The organism is Paenibacillus sp. Soil522, assembly GCF_001428245.1.
Lineage (GTDB): Bacteria > Bacillota > Bacilli > Paenibacillales > Paenibacillaceae > Pristimantibacillus.
Map to the genome: position 1 here is coordinate 16,926 of NZ_LMRV01000037.1, position 18,357 is coordinate 35,282.

Here is an 18,357-nt window from a genome sequence, read left to right on the forward strand (position 1 = left end):
CAAAAAAAAGACACGGGTCTGATTCGACCAGTGTCTTCTTCTTCCAATCTATTCTATTCCATTGCTTCATTACCCTAGATTCGTAGTCGTCTTGACATGGCTTACAGCTGCTCCCGTTGACGAAAGCTCGCTATAATCAACCGGTTCATCCGCTGCCTGCATTCCCTCCGGATGGAACTCCTTTTCCATTTTGGCTACGACGACAGTGGCTACGCCATTCCCGATCAAGTTCGTAATCGCACGGGCTTCCGACATGAAGCGGTCGACCCCGAGCAGCAGAGCCATTCCTGCAACCGGAATGCTCGGGAACGCCGCCAGCGTTGCCGCCAGCGTAATAAAGCCGGAGCCTGTTACGCCCGCCGCTCCCTTGGAGGTAAGCATGAGTACGCCGAGCAGTGTCAGCTGCTGCCAGATCGTCATATCTACGCCGGAGGCTTGCGCTACGAACAACGCAGCCATCGACAAGTAAATCGAGGTGCCGTCCAGATTGAAGGAATAGCCGGTAGGAACGACAAGACCTACAACCGACTTGGAACAGCCGTATTTCTCCAGCTTATCCATCAACCTCGGCAAAGCCGATTCCGAGGAAGAAGTGCCGAGCACGAGCAAAATTTCTTCTTTAATGTAACGAATAAACTTAAAGATGCTGAATCCATAAGCACGAGCGATCGATCCCAGCACCACGATGATAAAGAGCGCCATTGTGAGATAAACCGAACCCATCAGCTTGCCGAGCGACAACAGCGAGCCGATTCCGAATTTGCCGATCGTGTAGGACATCGCACCAAAAGCGGCGATCGGCGACACCTTCATGATCATGTTCACGATACCGAAGAAAGCATGAGATAGCTTATCGAACAAAGCGATTACAGGCTGAGCCTTCTCGCCCATTGCCGTTAAAGAAAGCCCGAACAAAATCGCAAAGACCAGAATCGGCAGCAGCTCGCCCGCCGCCATCGCTCCTACGACATTATCCGGAATAATGTTCAACAGGAAGTCTGTAATGCTATGGCCGGGTTCCGCCGCAGCATCCGTGTACTTGGAAATATCGCCCTTCGCAGCGCCGGCATCAATCCCCGCTCCCGGTTTGACCAGATTGACAACGACTAGACCGATCGCGAGCGCAGCCGTCGTTACGATCTCAAAATACAACAGCGCTTTGCCGCCGATCCGGCCGACCTTTTTCATGTCGCCCATATTGGCAATGCCGTTCACAACCGTGAAAAATACGATCGGCGCAATGACCATTTTGATCAACCTGATGAAAGCGTCACCAAGTATTTTCATTTGTTCCCCGTTTGCCGGGAAGAAGTGTCCGAACAGTATACCAAGAATAATGGCAATTACGACTTGTACAGTAAGGTTTCTCAAATTTAACTTAAATCGCATGAGGGCAGCCTCGCTTTCGTTTTTTTGAAAACGCTTTTATTTTGCTTCTGCCCTCATAATAGGAGAGAAACCGCTTCCAAACAAGCATGCGGTCATATTGTTCGTTTTGGTTATTTTGGTCTTCCGATTTCGCTCATGAGCTCGCTGCCGATTGTCTGCTCATATTGATCGTACAGCGGCTCCAGCTTGCGAATCCACTGCTGTCTTTCCTCTTCCGTGAGCACATGAATCGTAAGCCCGCCGATTTCCTTCAGCTCGCGAAGCTGCTTCGCATGCATCGAAGCGGCCTCTTGATGGAGCCATGCGGTCGTCTCCTCCAGCGCTTGCTCCAGAAGCCTTTGTACATCCGGAGGAAGGTCCGCCCAGAACCTGTTGTTGAACAGCACCACATAACCCAAATAGCCGTGATTGCTGATTGTCATATAATTTTGTACTTGATACAAACGCTTGGTTGCTATATTCGATATCGTATTCTCCTGCCCGTCTGCAGCCCTGTCCTTTAACATACCGTATGTCTCGTTGAACGGAATTTTGACGGTTGACGCGCCAAGCGCTTGAAATTGGCTAACAAGCATTTGGCTCGGCTGGATGCGGAACGTCTGGCTGCGGAAATCGTCCGGAACCTGAAGCGGCCGCACGCTGCTCGTCATCTGTTTGAACCCGTTCGCCCAAAAGGCTGCTCCCTGCACCTTGTGAGCGTTAAGCGTTCCGAGCAAACGCCGCCCAAGCTCGCCTTGCAGAGCAGCGTCCACGGCCTGCTGATCCGCAAAAGCAAACGGTAAATCCATCGCCAGCCACGCCGGATCGACCACACTCATGTTCGAGAACGAAGGCGCGATCATTTGAATGGCTCCGCTCTGCAGCGCCGCGAATTCCGTATCTCCGGAATACAGCATCCCGTTCGGAAACACCTGGATTTCCACTCGGTCATCGCTCAGCTCCTTCACGAGCCTTGCAAAATGCGCGGCAGCGAGGCCTTTGGGCGTGTTTTCGGCAACGATATGGCTGAATTTGATAATAATACGATCCTTCAGCCCTCTCTGCTCGTCATCTATCGGCAGCGAGTCTGCAAAATGCGGCCGGAACCCGATCATGAAAGCCGCAAACATCCCGAGCACAATAAACAAGCCAATGCCTATCCACGTTTTCACCGTACACCTCCCAGTTGCTATTTTACGATCATTATTTCACAATAGAGACAAATCGTAAACTAAAGCCCGGAAGGAGAGCAGCCGTCCTTGAATCAATTGCGCATTTATTGGAAAATCGTCATTTTATCGTTTGGACTGGTGCTCTTCTCCCTACTGATCGGCGGTGTCGTCGTAATCGGCAGCGTAACCAGAATCAAAGAGGACGAGCTGCGGCAGCGACTGATGATTACGGCTCGGACAGTCGCCAATCTGCCCAATATCAGGCAGAACATTGGACAGCCGGACAGTTCGCGGCAGATTGCCCCGGTAGCGGATAACATTCGGATTATTAATAACGTTGCTTATATCGTCGTACTTGATATGAATCGGACGAGACTTTCCCATCCGCTCTCGGAGAAGATCGGCGGAACCTTTAACGCGACCGACGCGGATGCGGCATTTGCGGAGCACACGTATGTATCCAAAGTAATAGGAGAGGCCGGCGTCGGTCTGCGCGCCTTCGTGCCGGTTATGAACGAGCAGCATATGCAGATTGGCGTCATCGTAGCGGGCGGACTGCTGCCCGGGCTTAAAGAGCTCATCGCGGAAGAGCGGCAATCGATCGCGCTCACCTCTCTGCTCTCCCTGCTTTTCGGCATTTTCGGTTCCGCGCTGCTTGCCCGTCATATCAAAAAGCAGATGTACAATTTGGAGCCGCAGGAGATCGCCCGTATGTACAGGGAGCGAAGCGCAGCTTTTCAAGCCATGCACGAGGGTGTAATCGCTATCGACCGCAGCGAGACGATAACGATTTTTAACGAGCGTGCCAAACAAATATTCGGCGTGGAGCAGGATGCCGTCGGCCGTTCCATTCGGGACGTGCTGCCTGATACCCGGCTGCCTGAGGTGATGGAGCTTGAGCGGCCCGTGCTCAATCAAGAGCTGCGGATCGGCAACACGCTTATATGGAGCAACCGTATCCCCATTCGTGAGCAGGGAACGACTGTAGGCGCCATTGCGATTTTCCAGGACCGCACGGAAGTGGCAAGGATGGCGGAGGAGCTGACCGGGGTGCGCGAATTCGTTGATGCGCTCCGGGTTCAAAACCATGAACACAGCAACAAGCTTCACACCATTGCCGGACTAATTCAGCTGGACAAAAAAGATCAAGCGCTTCAATATGTGTACGATATAGCTGAGCAGCAGGAAGGGATTACAAGGTTTATGCAGGAAAACATTGCGGATGACAGTCTCGCCGGGCTGCTGCTCGGTAAAATCAGCCGCGGCAAAGAGCTCGGCATTCACGTGCAGATCGATCCGCACAGCGTGCTGAAACGGTTCCCTCCCCTGCTGGATCATCACGATTTCGTTCTGCTGCTCGGCAACTTGATCGAGAATGCTTTTGACGCTTTGGCCGAAGCAAAGCGGGAGCGTAAAGAAGTTTATGTAAGCCTGGAGCAAAATGAAGAGCTGCTCTCTATCCTCGTGGAGGATAATGGCTGCGGAATGACAGACGTTACAAAAGCATCGATGCTGGAGCGCGGTTTTTCGACCAAGGAGAGCAAAGATCGCGGGATCGGACTTTATTTGCTGCAAGGCATCGTCAGAAAAGGAAGCGGCCAGCTGCGTTGCGAATCGGAGCTTGGCCGCGGCACTTCGATGGAGATTTCGTTTTCGATGACAGGGGGGCTTCAAAATGAAAGTGAATGATAAACCGATATTCAAGGTTATATTAATTGAAGACGATCCGATGGTTCAAGAGGTTAATAAACAGTTCATCGAGCAGGTGCAAGGCTTTCAAGTCGTCGGTGTCGCCGGAAACGGTAATGACGGGCTGCAGCTTGTTCGCGAGCTGTCGCCAGACCTGGTTTTCCTCGATGTGTTCATGCCTTCACTCGGCGGTATCGAAACGCTGCAGAAGCTGCGGACCATGGCGCTGCCGGTCGATGTGGTCGCTGTTACAGCGGCCAAGGATGCGGAAACGATACGCACCATGCTCAGGCACGGCGCATTCGACTATATTATAAAACCATTTAAGCTGGAACGGGTTAAGCAAACGTTGGAGCGCTACCGCTTGCAGCATGATGCTTGGACGGAAGTCCCGCCTGTCACGCAGGACGATTTGGACCGCTTGCTGCATACCGCGGGCGCATCAGGGTATACCGTCAATGCTGGAGCCCTTCAAACGAAGGATGCCCTCACATACGAACAGGATGATTTGCCCAAAGGCTTGAATGCCGTCACGCTGAATCAGGTGCTGCATGCCATGCGGCTGCACGACGGGGGTTTATCGGCGGAGGAGGCAGCAGCAGCCGTCGGAATTGCCCGCGTAACTGCCAGGCGTTACTTGGACTATCTCGAGAAGACGGGGCTCGTCAAGCTGGAAATCAATTACGGCGGCGTCGGCCGGCCCGTTAACCGGTATGTGCGGAAGCTGTGACCAATATGAACAAAAATAACATTATGGCCAAAAGCTTCCCACTCTCTCATGTAAACGATAACATAAAGGGAATCAATTATAGATATCGTTGAACGGGAGTGTGGTCTACATGGCAATGCCGGCATCTGCAAGCACCAACATAGTACTTCGCTTGGAAATGGACAAGGACAGCACGACGTTCGGGAGAATCGCCACTGCGATTGGCGCATCTGGCGGCGATATCGTCGCCGTCGATGTGAGCGGTACGAGCAAGACGACGACGATTCGGGATTTGACCGTCAATATTTCCGAAACGCTTCGCAAAGAGTTAATTGTAAGCGCATTAAATAAACTGCCCGGCGTGCGCGTGCTTGAGGTGTCCGATCAGACGTTTCTCATGCATTTGGGCGGAAAAATTGAAGTAACGCCAAAGATGACCATTAAGACGAGAGACGATCTTTCACGAGTTTATACGCCTGGCGTTGCGAACGTCAGCATGGCCATCCATGAAGATCCTAGCCGTGCGCATACATTGACGATTAAACGGAATACGATTGCCGTTGTATCGGACGGTACGGCGGTGCTCGGGCTCGGTAATATCGGCCCTCTCGCGGCTATGCCGGTCATGGAAGGAAAAGCAATGCTATTCAAGCAATTGGCAGGCGTGGATGCCTTCCCGATTTGCCTCGATACGCAGGATACAGAAGAAATCATCGCTACGATCAAACGGATCGCGCCGGCCTTCGGCGGAATTAATTTGGAGGACATCTCATCCCCGCGCTGCTTTGAAATCGAACAACGGCTGATCGAGGAGCTCGATATTCCGGTTTTCCACGATGATCAACATGGTACAGCCGTTGTGCTGCTGGCCGGCATCTTGAATGCGGTGAAGCTCGCGGGAAAAAGGCTGCAGGATTGCAAAGTCGTGCTTAACGGCGTCGGTGCGGCCGGAATCGCCTGCACCAAAATTTTGCTTGCCGCAGGGGTCACCAACATTATTGGCGTCGATCGCGCAGGTGCGCTTGTAGGCTCCCGGGTCTATGAGCATGCGGCATGGAATTGGTATGCAGGGCACACGAACCCGGAACACGAGCAGGGATCGCTATCCGACGTGATTACGGGAGCCGATATATTCATCGGCGTTTCCGCGCCTGGCGTCTTGAAAGCAGACGATATTCGCAAGATGGCGAAGGATCCGATCGTTTTTGCTATGGCTAACCCGACGCCGGAAATTGCGCCTGAAGAAGCTGAAGGGCTTGTGCGTGTAATGGCGACCGGACGTTCGGATTACCCGAATCAGATCAACAACGTGCTTTGCTTCCCTGGATTGTTCCGGGGAGTGCTGGACTGCCGCGCCTCCCGCGTCACAGAGGAGATGAAGCTGGCTGCCGCCCATGCTATCGCTTCGGTCGTTACCGAGGATGAGCTGAATGAATATTACATTATCCCAAGCGTGTTTAATCCGCATGTCGCCGAGAAAGTAAAAGAAGCGGTCATCAAAGCCGCATACGCTTCAGGCGTCGCAAGGAGACGGGAACGGGGATTGCAGCCGTCTACCGTCAAGGTTCCAATCACACAAGCGTAAACGGCTGGCGCCATCCTTGGCGGCAAATAAGCTGTCCCAACGGTCATAAACCTGGGACGGCTTATTTTTTTGCGCAATAAAACAGGCACGGTATTATCCGGCATAAAAACTGCTGTCTCTGCATTAAAGTATAAATAGGACCGATATACGTTGATAGGCTATGCTTTCTTGCCATTTGGATGGGAGTGACTTTATTGAGAATATGGATTTCTAACGGGCATGACACACTCAGAACAATCGCAAATAAACACCAGTTTTCCATTGAAGAGCTATTCATGTTCAATCAACATATTGCACATCCCGATCAAGTCATTACAGGCCAGCCTGTATATCTTCCTTCCGTAGTAGAACCAGACCTAAGAATCGATCCGGGCGCTATGTCTGGAAGTCCTCTTCCGACTTGTCCGACCGTTCCTACAGAACCGCTTAATAACTGGATTCCCCTCACACCTTTGGAGGAAATGGCTCAAAACGAATATGATGTTCTCATTATCGGCACCGGAGCCGGCGGGGGAGCCGTCCTTTGGAGATTATGCGAGCAGTTGAAACAGCAAGGGAAACGGATTGGCATTATTGAACGGGGAGACCAGTACATTCCGACGCAAGCCCGAAACCTGTCGACGATGAATCAAGAGCGGCTAATCGCGTATTTTACGCATTTATCCAAACCGCTGCCCGGCGCCGATCCGGAATATCCGGGAGCAAGGCAGCTTTTTGCGCTGGGAGGCAGAACGTTATTCTGGTATACCTTTACGCCCCGGATGCACGAATGGGATTTAGCGAAATGGCCTATCCCGATTCATGAGATGGAGAGCTACTATGGCGTTGCCGAGGAAGTCATGAATGTGACAAAGTCCTTTGCAGAGGGCTCTTCTTTCACGGCAATATTACTGGAGCGGCTGTGGATGCGCGGTTATTCCAAGGCATCGCCCCTTCCGCTCGCGGCCGATATTGTGCCGCAGTCCTTTGGACAAATTCATACCGACATGTTCACGAGTTCTATTTCCCTGCTCGCCAAGGCGCTCAATCTGGGTCCGTTCGATTTGGCGATCAACTCACGCGCCGTGCAGATTATCCATGATAATAGCAAAGTTACCGGCGTCAAGGTTATGTCTCCGGATAAAACCGCTTACATGATAAAAGCCAAAACGGTTGTTTGTTGCGCAAGTACCTTTGAAACGCCGCGCCTGCTGCTATATTCGGGCATTCAGAACCCGGCGCTGGGGCACTATTTCACGAATCAAACCTTTGTGCAAGCCACAGGAACGATAAGCACTGCTGATTTCCCAATCCCATGGGGCCCCCTGAACATCATGATTCAACAAACGCCGGAAAATCCGTACTCCGTACTGATGACGGGACCGGAAGCTTTCTATTGGTACCCTGTTGCTGTAGAAAGGCCGCTAACGGGCATAACAACTGTCAACTTATATGGCTATGGCAAGGTCGAATCCAGATACGAGAACCGGATTACGCTGGATCCGTACAAAGTAGACGATTATGGGATCCCTGAAATACAGGTGCATTTTTCCTTAAGTGAAGCCGATTGGGCAGTCGTTCGCCAAATGTCGGACGGGATAAGACGTATAGCCGCTAGTGCAGGCATACGTCTTAATTCCGAGGGCGGCAGACCGCCCATTTGTCTGACCCCTCTCGGGGATTTGCATCATGATGCGGGCTCATGCCGAATCGGAGATGACCCTGCTGTTTCAGTCGCTGACCAATACGGTCAAATCCACGGCATATCCGGTCTCTATGTGGCCGATAACAGCGCCTTACCTGACACTGGAGCCGAAAATCAAACGTTGACGACGATTGCGCTCGCCATTCGGACAGCCGATCACATTGCACGGAGACTTCAACTTTAAATGATAATAAAAGGAGAGGTACCCGATTTCCCGGGAAACCTCTCCTTTTCTCCAGCGGTACGAATCCCGGCCGGCCTTTAATAGCCATATAGACTTCCTCTCGCTCCACTACTTTATTTAAACCACGAAGGTGTAATGCTATGACTGGGAATTTCGGTTCCGATATAGCAAATAAATGAAGAATGGCGCGCCCACTCCTGCGGTAAAGACGCCTACAGGAATGTCATAAGGAATAAAAGCCGTTCTTGCGATCAGATCCGCAACGACTACAATGAGGCCGCCGATTAATGCGGAAACGGGCAGTACGCCTCCGAATGAAGGGCCGATCATTCTACGGGTCATGTGCGGTGCGATTAGGCCAATGAACGAGATCCCGCCGCCTACGGCGACTGCGCTGCCGGCAAGCGCCACACTAATCCACATCAATACGAACCGCTGGCGCTGTACGGCGCTGCCTACGCCCGCCGCAACATCGTCGCCAAGCTGCAGAACATTCACGTTGCGCGCATTTGCCATTGCGAGCGGTATAAAGAAAACCGTCCAGGGAAGCAGCGCCCATACCATTTCCCAGCTAGTTCCATAAACCGTTCCGGTTAACCATATGTATGCTTCGCTTGACGAATAAATCGGACTTAATACGAGCATTACTTTCGTTAACGATACGAGTAAAAAATTCATACCGATTCCGATGAGCACAAGACGGATCGGCGAAACACCTTTCTTCCATGCCAGTAAATAGATGATCATCGACGTGATTCCGGCCCCAATCATGGCTGCGACCGGGAGCCATTTGATGCTGACCGTCTCTGAAAAATAGGTAATGAATGCAACCGCCGCGACGGACGCTCCACTCGTAATCCCTATGAGATCCGGAGAAGCGAGAGGGTTACGGATCACGCCTTGCAGAATCGCTCCCGCCGCGGCAAGCGATGCTCCGACCAAAAAGGCGGCAATAATGCGCGGCAATCTCAATGTATGGATAACAATAGTATGGTCGTCGGTCCCTTTACCTAAGATCGTCTTCAGGACGTCAATCGGGCCAATGTTCATATCACCCAAGCCTGTGCTTACGATAAGAACCGCCAAATTGGCCAGAACTAATGCGACCGTAATCGAGAACGTTTTTTTATGGAGCAATATCGAAACCGGCAGTTTGCCTGAACGAAGCAGAGAAAAATGCTTCATGATTTTTCGAGCCCCCTTCGCGCAACGTAGATGAAGAAGGGGATTCCAACGATCGCCGTTACGGCGCCGACCGGAAGCTCTTCCGGCATGACGATGAACCGGGCCGCAATATCGGAAAGAAGAAGCAGGATCGCTCCAAGTATGGCACTGTACGGAATGATCCAACGATAATCGATACCGGCAAAAAAACGGGCTATATACGGGATGACCATTCCAATAAAACCGATCGGGCCCGCAATGGCAACCGAACATCCAGCAAGTATACCGATAATCGCTCCGGCCGCAATTTTCACTGCCAGCGTTCGCTGTCCCAGCCCTTTGGCTGCATCTTCCCCCATCGTTAATACATTGATATGCCTTGCGATAAGCAGCGCGGCTATCCAACTGACAGCCATGAAAGGCCAAACAGCGGACAGCATTTCCATCGTCCGTCCCGCAATAGAGCCCGTTAACCAGAACAGCACATCGTTCAAGCCTTGCTCGTCAAGGACAAGCATGCCTTGTGTAAAGGAAGAGAATAAAGCGCTTAATGCCGCACCCGCCAAAATGATTTTTAACGGCGTCAATCCGTCCCGGCCGATCGACCCAAGCAGGTAAGCAGCAGCCGCTCCGACCACCGCCCCTAAAAAAGAAATCCACATTAATGAAGAAGTCGATGAGACGGACAACACGGTAATCGCAAAGACAATAAAAAAAGACGCACCGTAGTTGATGCCGAGCACATTCGGGTCCGCCAGCGGATTTCTTGTAATGGCCTGGATAAGTGCCCCGGCAATTGCCAGGCTTGCTCCGATGGCAGCCGCGATTAACGCTCTCGGCATTCGGGAAGTTTTGATAATAATTTGATTGTTCGAGCTTTCATCGTAATGTGTAAACGATTGAACGACGTCGCTGAACCCTACCTTTGTCGCGCCAAGAGCGATACTTGAGTAAATGCAAGCAATCAGCAGGAGGGCTCCGATAACAATCCCCAGACTTTTGGCGGCAACCCCCGGTAAAACGTTCCCCATTTACCTCTCTCCAGTCTCAATACGCATAAAAGAATGAGCGCAATCGCCCATTCTTTTATGCCGCTTATATGATTCCTTGCTTATTCCGTACTACTCCAAATCGAAATAGAAATACAGATCATCCATCATCATTTTAGCTGCCGTCGCACCGCCGGACATATTCCAAGTGATGTCGTTTACTTTGTAATACTTGTCGTTTTTAACGCCCTTCAAGTTCTTCCAGAGCGGATTGGACGTCCAGTCCTGCTGCGATTTGAACGATTTTTCATCACCGGCCCAGTCGGACGTAATATCAAATATAACATCTCCGTCCAGCATTGGAATCTGCTCTTTCGAGCTTAAGCCAACGACGACCTTCCCTTCGACTTGCTGGGCTTTAGGGCGGGCCAAGCCAAGCTCCTGCAGGATCGTGCCCGCAAATCCGGTGACATAAAACCGCGCGCTTCCGTCGGGTTGGAATCGAATGATAGATACTTCGGTTTTGAGTCTGTCGCCCATTTTCGATTTGAACTTCGCGACCCGTTTATTCCAATCTGCCATAAAAGCAGCGGCTTCATCCTGTTTGTTCAAAGCTTGTGACGCAATTTCCATGTTCGTTTTCCAATCAAAGACATCTGTTGTCATGACCGTCGGGGCGATTTTGGATAATTGGTCGTAAATCTTTTCATGACGCAGTTTGGATCCGATAATCAAGTCCGGTTTCAATGCGACAATCGCTTCCATATTCGGCTGAAATTCGCCACCGAGGTTTTTAACGCCGCCCATATCCGCTCTCAAGTAGTGGTACCATGGCTGTTGGACCCATGATTCTACCGCGCCCACCGGTTTAACGCCCAGTGTTAATGAAATGTCCACCATTCCGTTAAACAATACGACTACACGCTGCGGAACGCTGTTTAAAGTCGTTTTCCCCATTGCATGGGTGATTGTCTTTTTGCTCTCGATCGAAACTGTTTTTGCGGCTGCATTCCAGCTTACCCACAGACCGAGCGACTCTCCAAGGAATCGAAGCGGGACAAGCGTCCGACCGTTTTGGATGACAGGCGCAGCGTCCATGGCGACCGCCTTACCGTCTACCATGCCTACTTTGCTGTTCACGGTAAGCACGACAGTCTTTTTCCCCTTAAGTACCGTTATTTTTCCGGCTTTTTGATCCCATGTTACGCTGGCTCCGATTTTTTCGGCCAACGTTCTGTAAGGAACTACCGTACGGCCGCTTATGATCTGAGGCGGCACGTCAAAAGAAATCTTATTACCATCCAAGACGACGGCGATCGCGGCTTTGGCGGCCGCAGTAAAAGGAACCGCTCCGAATGCTAGAATAATTGCAAGCGTTAATGCTAAATACCGGTACATCGATTTAACCATTACTTACTCTCTCCTCTTATTATATGTATTTGACAATGATAATCATTTTCATCTATGACTATATAACTATCGTTTCTATCTGTCAAGTGCAGATTTTTCGATTTAATCCATTATTCAATGCCCAGCTTTTCGGCTAATTGTCTGAACCCTTGATAGATTTGATAGTCAATCTGTATGACCGCTTCCAAATCGATTTCTTCCGCATTTGTTTGTTCGGCCAGCTTCGTTATTTTCTCGTCAAGAAACGGGTACATATCCGCAGCGCTTGCTTTAATATCGGATTTCACGGCATCCCAAGCCTGAATGATTTGGCCGGCAATCGCTTTTACTTCTGCGGTATCGCCGCCTTCAGCCTGTTGCTTTAAATCTTTCGCAAGCGACCTGATCTCCTTCACAGCTTTCTCTATTCCGGCTTTGTCCGTATCTTTTACGGCAGGTGCATCCGGCTCATTTTTATTCATGATCGAGCCGCCTACAGCCGCATTTGCCGCTTTATTCGCTGCAATCGCTTTTTTAACCTCTTGGGTTTGTTTGGATGGTTTGAGTTCTTCTTTTTCCTCTTTTTTAGCGGTTTCTTTCACTTCGTTCGCTTCGTTTGCTTCTTTTGCCGCTTTTGCTTCTTCGACTTCTTTTACTTCTGCTGCTGTTTCCGCCTCTTTCGCTTGCAATTCATCTGTCTTTTCTTCCTTATTCTCTCCGTCATTCGTGCTTGACCCGGAATCGTTGGTAACCGTCGTTGCCTTATGGATTCCCAAAGCTTCCTTATTATCGGATTCCGAGCCGCATCCGGCCAAAATGAATATGCATACAAGGACAGCCATTACGTACAATTGCCTCACTCGAGATTCCCTCCCCATCGTTATGTAAAATTCAACAAATTCTATTTTAGAATAAATGATAATAATTATCAATATAAAAATGATAATGATTATCAAATTCGTTGACAGGCGCTTTTTCATCCCATACAATTTAAACTGAATCAATCGCCACTCATAAGGAGCTGATTGCAGATGGCCGCGTTAGAAGCGAAAAATTTGACCCTGTCTTACGGCAATCAATACATTTTCCAAGAATTAAATCTTACCGTTCAAAAAGGAAAAATAACGGTGTTCATTGGCGGAAACGGCTGCGGAAAATCAACGCTTTTAAGGTCGATGGCGCGTCTGCTCAAACCCCAAACCGGAGCTGTAATCCTCGATGGTCATAATATCGCCTCCCTTCCGACCAAACAAGTTGCCAAACAAATGTCGCTATTGCCGCAAGGGCCGAACGCTCCTGAAGGGCTAACTGTACTCCAGCTTGTGAAACAGGGCCGTTACCCCTATCAAAGCTGGCTGCAGCAGTGGTCCCGTGAAGATGAGCGGATGGTGCGGGAGGCGCTTGAAGTTACGGGTATGTCAGATTTGGCCGAGCGGACCGTCGATTCATTGTCCGGCGGACAACGTCAAAGAGCCTGGATCGCAATGACGCTCGCGCAAGGAACAGACATTATTTTGCTGGATGAGCCGACCACTTATCTGGATTTGACCCATCAGATCGAGGTGCTCGACCTGTTGTACCAGTTGAACATAACCGAACAGAGAACCATCATCATGGTGCTGCATGACATCAATTTGGCCTGCCGGTATGCCCATAACATCGTTGCGATTCAAAATCAACGGATTTTTGCCGAAGGGGCACCCGAACAAATCGTGACGGCCGACATGATCGAAGCCGTTTTCGCAATGAAATGCAAAATTATTCCCGATCCGATATTCGGCACTCCGATGTGTATCCCTTACGGAAAAGGCAGAACTGTCGAAATTCCGGAACCGCAACCGGCTAACCTTGTGTTCTCCTAAGTAACCAATGCCGCAAAAAAACGCAACCGCAACCGCAGGCAAGTCATACGATTCGCTCTGCGTTGCGGTTGCTTTATTTTAAAATATAAAAATTTATAAGTTTCACATTTATAAATAAACTTATATTTCACCGCGAAACAAGCTTTTGCCACCAAGGATGGCGACAGCCGTTTACGCTTGCCAAGGCATATACAAAAACTCAGGGTATTCCAGACTGCTGAAATCGTGTGCGGAGATCGACCAACCGTAAGCCCCTGCATACGGAAATACGATCACATCCCCAGTCCGGAGTCTGGCGACATTTTCGTTACGCGTCAAAATGTCGCGAGGGCTGTTCATTCGCCCGACAATTGTCACCGGACGGTCATTGATTTCAGTTCTGGGCAAGGGATAGGACCATCCGTCGACCGGTACGATGAAGAACGGGTGCCGGTGTTTCCAAGCCCCGGGCAGTAAAAATTGATGCAGCCCTCCATTTATGACCGCAAAGCTTGAATCCCCGATTTGCCTGATATCCAGCACTTCCGCGGCGTAATAACCGCAAGAAGCGGCCGTATATCTCCCGCATTCGAACAAAATCTCCGGACATGGGGCATTTCCTTCGGATTCCTTTTCGATTATATGCTCAAGCTCCCGGACAAATGTGTCCCATTCGAAAGGTGCTTCTAATTTCTCATAATGGATTCCGATTCCTCCGCCGGCATTTACATACCGCAAATCGAAGCCGTACTGTGTCTGCCACAGCCGCGCACGTTCCATATAATGCCCAACCATAGCCGCATGCAGCGGCGCTTCTAGTTGATTAGACATCGAATGAAAATGGAATCCCCGCAGCGATATGTTCGGGCAGCTTCCGGCAGTCTCTATCGCTTGAGGAATGTCCGCTTCATCGATGCCGAACTGCGACGGTACGCCGCACATTTGCAGCGTGCCTGCAGGCAGCGGACCGCGCAGATTTACCCGCAGCAAAATGTCGGCTTTTATGCCCAATCGGCCTGCAATCCAGTTCGTCCTAAGCAGCTCTGCTATGCTTTCGACATGGAGTAAAGCTACCCGATGGCGCAGCGCGTTTTCGATTTCACCGTCGGTTTTTCCTGGACCTCCGAAAATAATGTCGGCGCTGCCGGATATTTCGCGTACTTTTTCCACTTCTCCCAGCGAGGCGACCTCGAAACCGTCCACAATAGGCAGAAGAGTTTCGATTATTTTTTTGTCTGAATTGGCTTTAATCGCGTAAAAATATTTTGCTCCGGCAGGTAATGACGCGACGATACGCGTTGCGTTGCGTTTAAGCTCGGCAAGATCGTATATAAACGCGCTGAACGGTTCATCCGGATGCCTGCGTTTCCAGCTTTGAATATAATCTGATATATGATTCATCTGCTTACTCCTTTTACCGGTAAATCAAGCGCGGCCCTGGACGCCGCCAGCACCATAAGCGCGCCCAGTCCGAAAAACGCGCCGAATTGAATAAAGACGAAAGCGGGGCTGAACCATCCGGCAACCAGCCCTCCCGTCAGCGGACCGACAATTTGACCGATGACGAGAAGGCTGCTGGCCGAACCGATGCTCGTCCCCCGATTATCCGCGCTTGATGTCCGGCAGACCACAAAAAATACGGATTGCAGCAGTGCGCTGAATCCAAAGCCCTGCAGCAATCGCAGCGCGACTAACCACTCGGGACGGGAAACGGCCGCCTGCAGCATTACGGCGGCACAGCAAAGCGCGGCAGCCCACGCGAAGTTGCGTTCGACGGAGGCAGTGTCGTTCCGCCTCCCCCACCAGGAAGCAGCCGCCCATGAGGCGGCCCAGGTTACGCCTTGCAATACGCCGATCCACATTGCAGCGCGGCCTGAATCACCCACCATTTGCTTCACGTGGGGCGCAAATACGGAAACTAAGCCGTAAGCCCCGATATTGGCGCAAATCCCGGCTATAATAAATGCGCTGCACCTGCGGTCGGCAAACAGATGACGGAGAACAACGAGAACACCCGCCGGCTTCGTGATATTTTCCCGCTTCCGTCCGCCTTCGTTTAAACCGAACGCAGCAATGATCGACCATGCCAACAACAAAACCCCAAACAGCAAAAGCAAGGTGTTAAAACCGACCAGACCCCAGAACAGTCCGATAATCAGCGGTCCCGCAAACGAACCGGCCGCTACCGCTCCCTCCAGCTTCCCAAGTGCTTTTCCCCGTTTATTTTCCGGTACGGCGCCCCCGGCAAATGCGGCACCGGCGTCTACAACGCCCCCGAACATGCCTTGCAGCAGCCGAAGCAATAGCATCTGCGCCGGCGTTTGGGCGAATCCCATCGCGATAAGCACGACCGATAGGCCTAGAAGCGCCCGAACGACCATCCACTTTCTGCCGATCCGATCTCCGAGCTTACCCCAAAGGGGCGCCGTCAGCGCATACGAAAGAGCCGGAGCCGCCAAGGCAAGTCCGCTCCATAGTAAAACGTCTTCCCGCTCTCCCATTTCCTCCATATACATGGGCAAAAACGGGGCGATCGCCGTCAGACTGGCAATCGATAAAAAATGACCGCCCCACAGCAGACGCAAGCTGCGTTTCCAATTCGAAATACCGCTCATTTTACCGTCAGCTCGTGATTTCTCAGTTTTATAAACGGGTTCGGAGCCTGCCCGCTTCCCGAAGGCATGCTTCCCCCCGGTCCGCCCTGCTGAATCAGCAGCGGCGTCACAATTTGTTTCCACGGCCACGTTTCCTTCTCGAACAACAACTTTTCTATCATTTTACGGTCCTCGTCCGGCCAACCGGCGCAGGCGACTGCCCGCTCCAGACAGTCGCGCATCACCTGCCAGAGCGAATCCTCTTCCATTTGGTAGCACTTGACGAGCGAATCGGCAATCGCATACAAATTGACCTGAATGCCGAGTGTTTGCAAATAAAACAGCAATTGCTCCGGAGATTCGTTGTAAAGCGAATTTGGCCGGTCAGGTTTAACAATATACTCAGGATCGGCAATGCCGAATCTATTAAGCCAGGGGATATAAAGACGGACCGTATCGTGATCGCGCAGCACAATGCCCGCCGGCGTTCCCCGTTCCAGAACAAGCAGCACATTTTGCCCATGCACTTCGGGCAGAACACCGTAGCGGAGCATGCGCATACAAAGATTCAAATATTCGCCGCATAATTCACCAAATAGCTGCAAAGCCGCCGCCGCGCCGCGATGCATGCCTCGTAAATCCATCCAAGAGTCGAACAGGTGCCCTGCCGCCCCGGATTCACAAACAGAAAACGCCGACATCGGTACGAGCTGGCACATTGGATTGGACAGCAACTGCTCCGGGAACCGGCGAATCTGGCAGGACAGATGCCGAGGCCGGTCGTCAAACCAGTCTCCGGCTTTGGGCATGTAAGCCCACCAAGCCGTTTCATCGCATAGGAAAAGCCGCCCGGCCAGCGTTTCATCAACAGCCCGCAGCCGGTTAAGCAGCCGCTGCGCCCGGTCGCCGTTCGTCATATAAAGCGCCGGAAGCGATCGGATTGCCCCGAGCGATACAATCCCTAGCGGCAATTTGACATGATGTCCTCCGCCTGCAGGCGCCAGCGAACGGACTGAAGACGTTGCGGCGTATTCGCCGGCCGAAATCCCTAGCGGAACGCATACTCCGTCCTCTAGCTCGCGCCCCAGCTCCCGGGGCAGCATCCATTCCATTTGCCAAGGGTGAACCGGCAGCGCCGCATAATTATCCCTGCTTAAGCCGAGCCGTTTGAAGGCGGCCTCAACCCTATCCCGTTCTTCCGCAGACAGAAGAAAATCGGCTGGCTCCTGTCCCTCCGCGCCGTCTCCGGACAGCATGACGTCCCGTCTTAACGCCACCCACTGCAGCGGAAATGCCGCGCCGTATTCCGCGCTGTAATTGACGTACTCTTTATCGTCCCATCCGCCCTTCGCTTTTGCAGCCGGGTGAAACGGACGATCCCTTAGCGCGGACCTCTGTTCCAGCTCCAGCAAGGGGATCGGAAATGAAGACGGCCCTCCGCCGTCTGACGTTTGCGCCTGCAGTGATAACGCCTTTTGCCGTACCGAGAGGCGAACCTGTTCAAATAAACGCGTGTAATCGTATTTCGCCGCAAGCAATTCGTTCCAGCATTCGGCCAACACCTCTAATAGAGATTCCAAATCCAATGCCCTAAATGTAACGCTGCCGTTCTTAGCAGCCTTCGCTTGAATGATTGCATCACCGCCGCGAAAGAGGTACGGCTGATGGTAAGAAGGTTCAATCGGAATAAGGAGGCTGTAATCTACTCTCCCTCGAACGTGCCGGTGGAACATAAGCTTCTCCGGACTGCCGATATCGTTCGCAAGACAGGCGTCACGCAGCGGCGGCGGCAGCTCGTTAACTGCTGCTGCGCGGCCTTCGCCGCCATCAGACAGCAGTCCTTCCGCCAATAAGGCGTTAACTAAATCGGTCATCACATAGGACGAGGCCTCTGCCAGCGCGCGATTACTTCGCATGCCCGTCAGCCCCTCACCCTCGCTCCTGACCGTTATCGGATCAATCATATGGCTCTCCTCTCACCGCTCCGCC

14 protein-coding genes are annotated in these 18,357 nt (G+C 51.7%); 5 read left to right on the forward strand and 9 right to left on the reverse strand.

Annotated features, from left to right (window positions below; translation table 11 throughout):
* Window positions 1-69: 69 nt before the first annotated feature.
* Entirely contained in the window at window positions 70-1,389 is a 1,320-nt protein-coding gene (locus tag ASG81_RS11455; RefSeq protein WP_056633631.1) for a dicarboxylate/amino acid:cation symporter, read from the reverse strand.
* Between the two features lie 110 nt (window positions 1,390-1,499).
* Window positions 1,500-2,540 carry a DctP family TRAP transporter solute-binding subunit gene (locus tag ASG81_RS11460; protein WP_056633634.1) on the reverse strand — a complete coding sequence of 347 codons (1,041 nt, stop codon included), beginning with the start codon at window positions 2,538-2,540 and terminating at the stop codon, window positions 1,500-1,502.
* An 87-nt stretch (window positions 2,541-2,627) separates the two neighbouring features.
* Between ASG81_RS11460 and ASG81_RS11465 the strand changes: the two genes are divergently transcribed.
* The 4 genes from ASG81_RS11465 to ASG81_RS11480 all read left to right on the forward strand — a co-directional run bounded on the left by ASG81_RS11465 (window position 2,628) and on the right by ASG81_RS11480 (window position 8,391).
* On the forward strand, window positions 2,628-4,229 hold the full coding sequence (locus ASG81_RS11465; protein ID WP_056633637.1) for an ATP-binding protein: 1,602 nt from the start codon (window positions 2,628-2,630) through the stop codon (window positions 4,227-4,229).
* Window positions 4,216-4,959, forward strand: a complete 744-nt coding sequence (locus ASG81_RS11470; RefSeq protein WP_056633640.1) for a response regulator — start codon at window positions 4,216-4,218, stop codon at window positions 4,957-4,959. Before ASG81_RS11465 ends, ASG81_RS11470 begins: the two co-directional genes overlap by 14 nt.
* A 109-nt stretch (window positions 4,960-5,068) precedes the next feature.
* The gene (locus ASG81_RS11475) at window positions 5,069-6,523 is read left to right on the forward strand and encodes an NAD-dependent malic enzyme (protein ID WP_056633644.1); all 1,455 of its coding nucleotides are present in this window, start codon (window positions 5,069-5,071) and stop codon (window positions 6,521-6,523) included.
* 185 nt (window positions 6,524-6,708) lie between these two features.
* Complete coding sequence (locus ASG81_RS11480) at window positions 6,709-8,391, forward strand: GMC oxidoreductase (RefSeq protein ID WP_442952859.1); 1,683 nt, start codon at window positions 6,709-6,711, stop codon at window positions 8,389-8,391.
* Window positions 8,392-8,529: 138 nt separating this feature from the next.
* Here ASG81_RS11480 and ASG81_RS11485 read toward each other — a convergent pair whose 3' ends face one another.
* The 4 genes from ASG81_RS11485 to ASG81_RS11500 all read right to left on the reverse strand — a co-directional run bounded on the left by ASG81_RS11485 (window position 8,530) and on the right by ASG81_RS11500 (window position 12,793).
* A complete protein-coding gene (locus ASG81_RS11485) occupies window positions 8,530-9,576 on the reverse strand; it encodes a FecCD family ABC transporter permease (protein ID WP_056633649.1) in 1,047 nt (348 codons plus the stop codon).
* Entirely contained in the window at window positions 9,573-10,586 is a 1,014-nt protein-coding gene (locus ASG81_RS11490) for a FecCD family ABC transporter permease (protein WP_056633652.1), read from the reverse strand. Before ASG81_RS11490 ends, ASG81_RS11485 begins: the two co-directional genes overlap by 4 nt.
* Window positions 10,587-10,676: 90 nt before the next feature.
* The gene (locus ASG81_RS11495) at window positions 10,677-11,954 is read right to left on the reverse strand and encodes a stalk domain-containing protein (RefSeq protein WP_081417275.1); all 1,278 of its coding nucleotides are present in this window, start codon (window positions 11,952-11,954) and stop codon (window positions 10,677-10,679) included.
* A gap of 110 nt (window positions 11,955-12,064) precedes the next feature.
* The gene (locus tag ASG81_RS11500; protein ID WP_056633655.1) at window positions 12,065-12,793 is read right to left on the reverse strand and encodes a hypothetical protein; all 729 of its coding nucleotides are present in this window, start codon (window positions 12,791-12,793) and stop codon (window positions 12,065-12,067) included.
* Between the two features lie 171 nt (window positions 12,794-12,964).
* On the opposite strand from ASG81_RS11500, the gene ASG81_RS11505 reads away from it, so the two are divergent.
* Window positions 12,965-13,795 carry an ABC transporter ATP-binding protein gene (locus tag ASG81_RS11505; RefSeq protein ID WP_056633659.1) on the forward strand — a complete coding sequence of 277 codons (831 nt, stop codon included), beginning with the start codon at window positions 12,965-12,967 and terminating at the stop codon, window positions 13,793-13,795.
* A 171-nt stretch (window positions 13,796-13,966) separates the two neighbouring features.
* Here the strand turns inward: ASG81_RS11505 and ASG81_RS11510 are convergent, their stop codons facing one another.
* The 3 genes from ASG81_RS11510 to ASG81_RS11520 are packed head-to-tail and all read right to left on the reverse strand — an operon-like array spanning window position 13,967 to window position 18,332.
* Complete coding sequence (locus ASG81_RS11510) at window positions 13,967-15,175, reverse strand: type III PLP-dependent enzyme (RefSeq protein WP_056633662.1); 1,209 nt, start codon at window positions 15,173-15,175, stop codon at window positions 13,967-13,969.
* On the reverse strand, window positions 15,172-16,389 hold the full coding sequence (locus tag ASG81_RS11515) for an MFS transporter (RefSeq protein ID WP_056633665.1): 1,218 nt from the start codon (window positions 16,387-16,389) through the stop codon (window positions 15,172-15,174). Before ASG81_RS11515 ends, ASG81_RS11510 begins: the two co-directional genes overlap by 4 nt.
* Window positions 16,386-18,332 carry an IucA/IucC family protein gene (locus ASG81_RS11520; RefSeq protein WP_056633668.1) on the reverse strand — a complete coding sequence of 649 codons (1,947 nt, stop codon included), beginning with the start codon at window positions 18,330-18,332 and terminating at the stop codon, window positions 16,386-16,388. The genes ASG81_RS11515 and ASG81_RS11520 overlap by 4 nt, the downstream gene beginning before the upstream one ends.
* Between the last annotated feature and the right edge of the window lie 25 nt (window positions 18,333-18,357).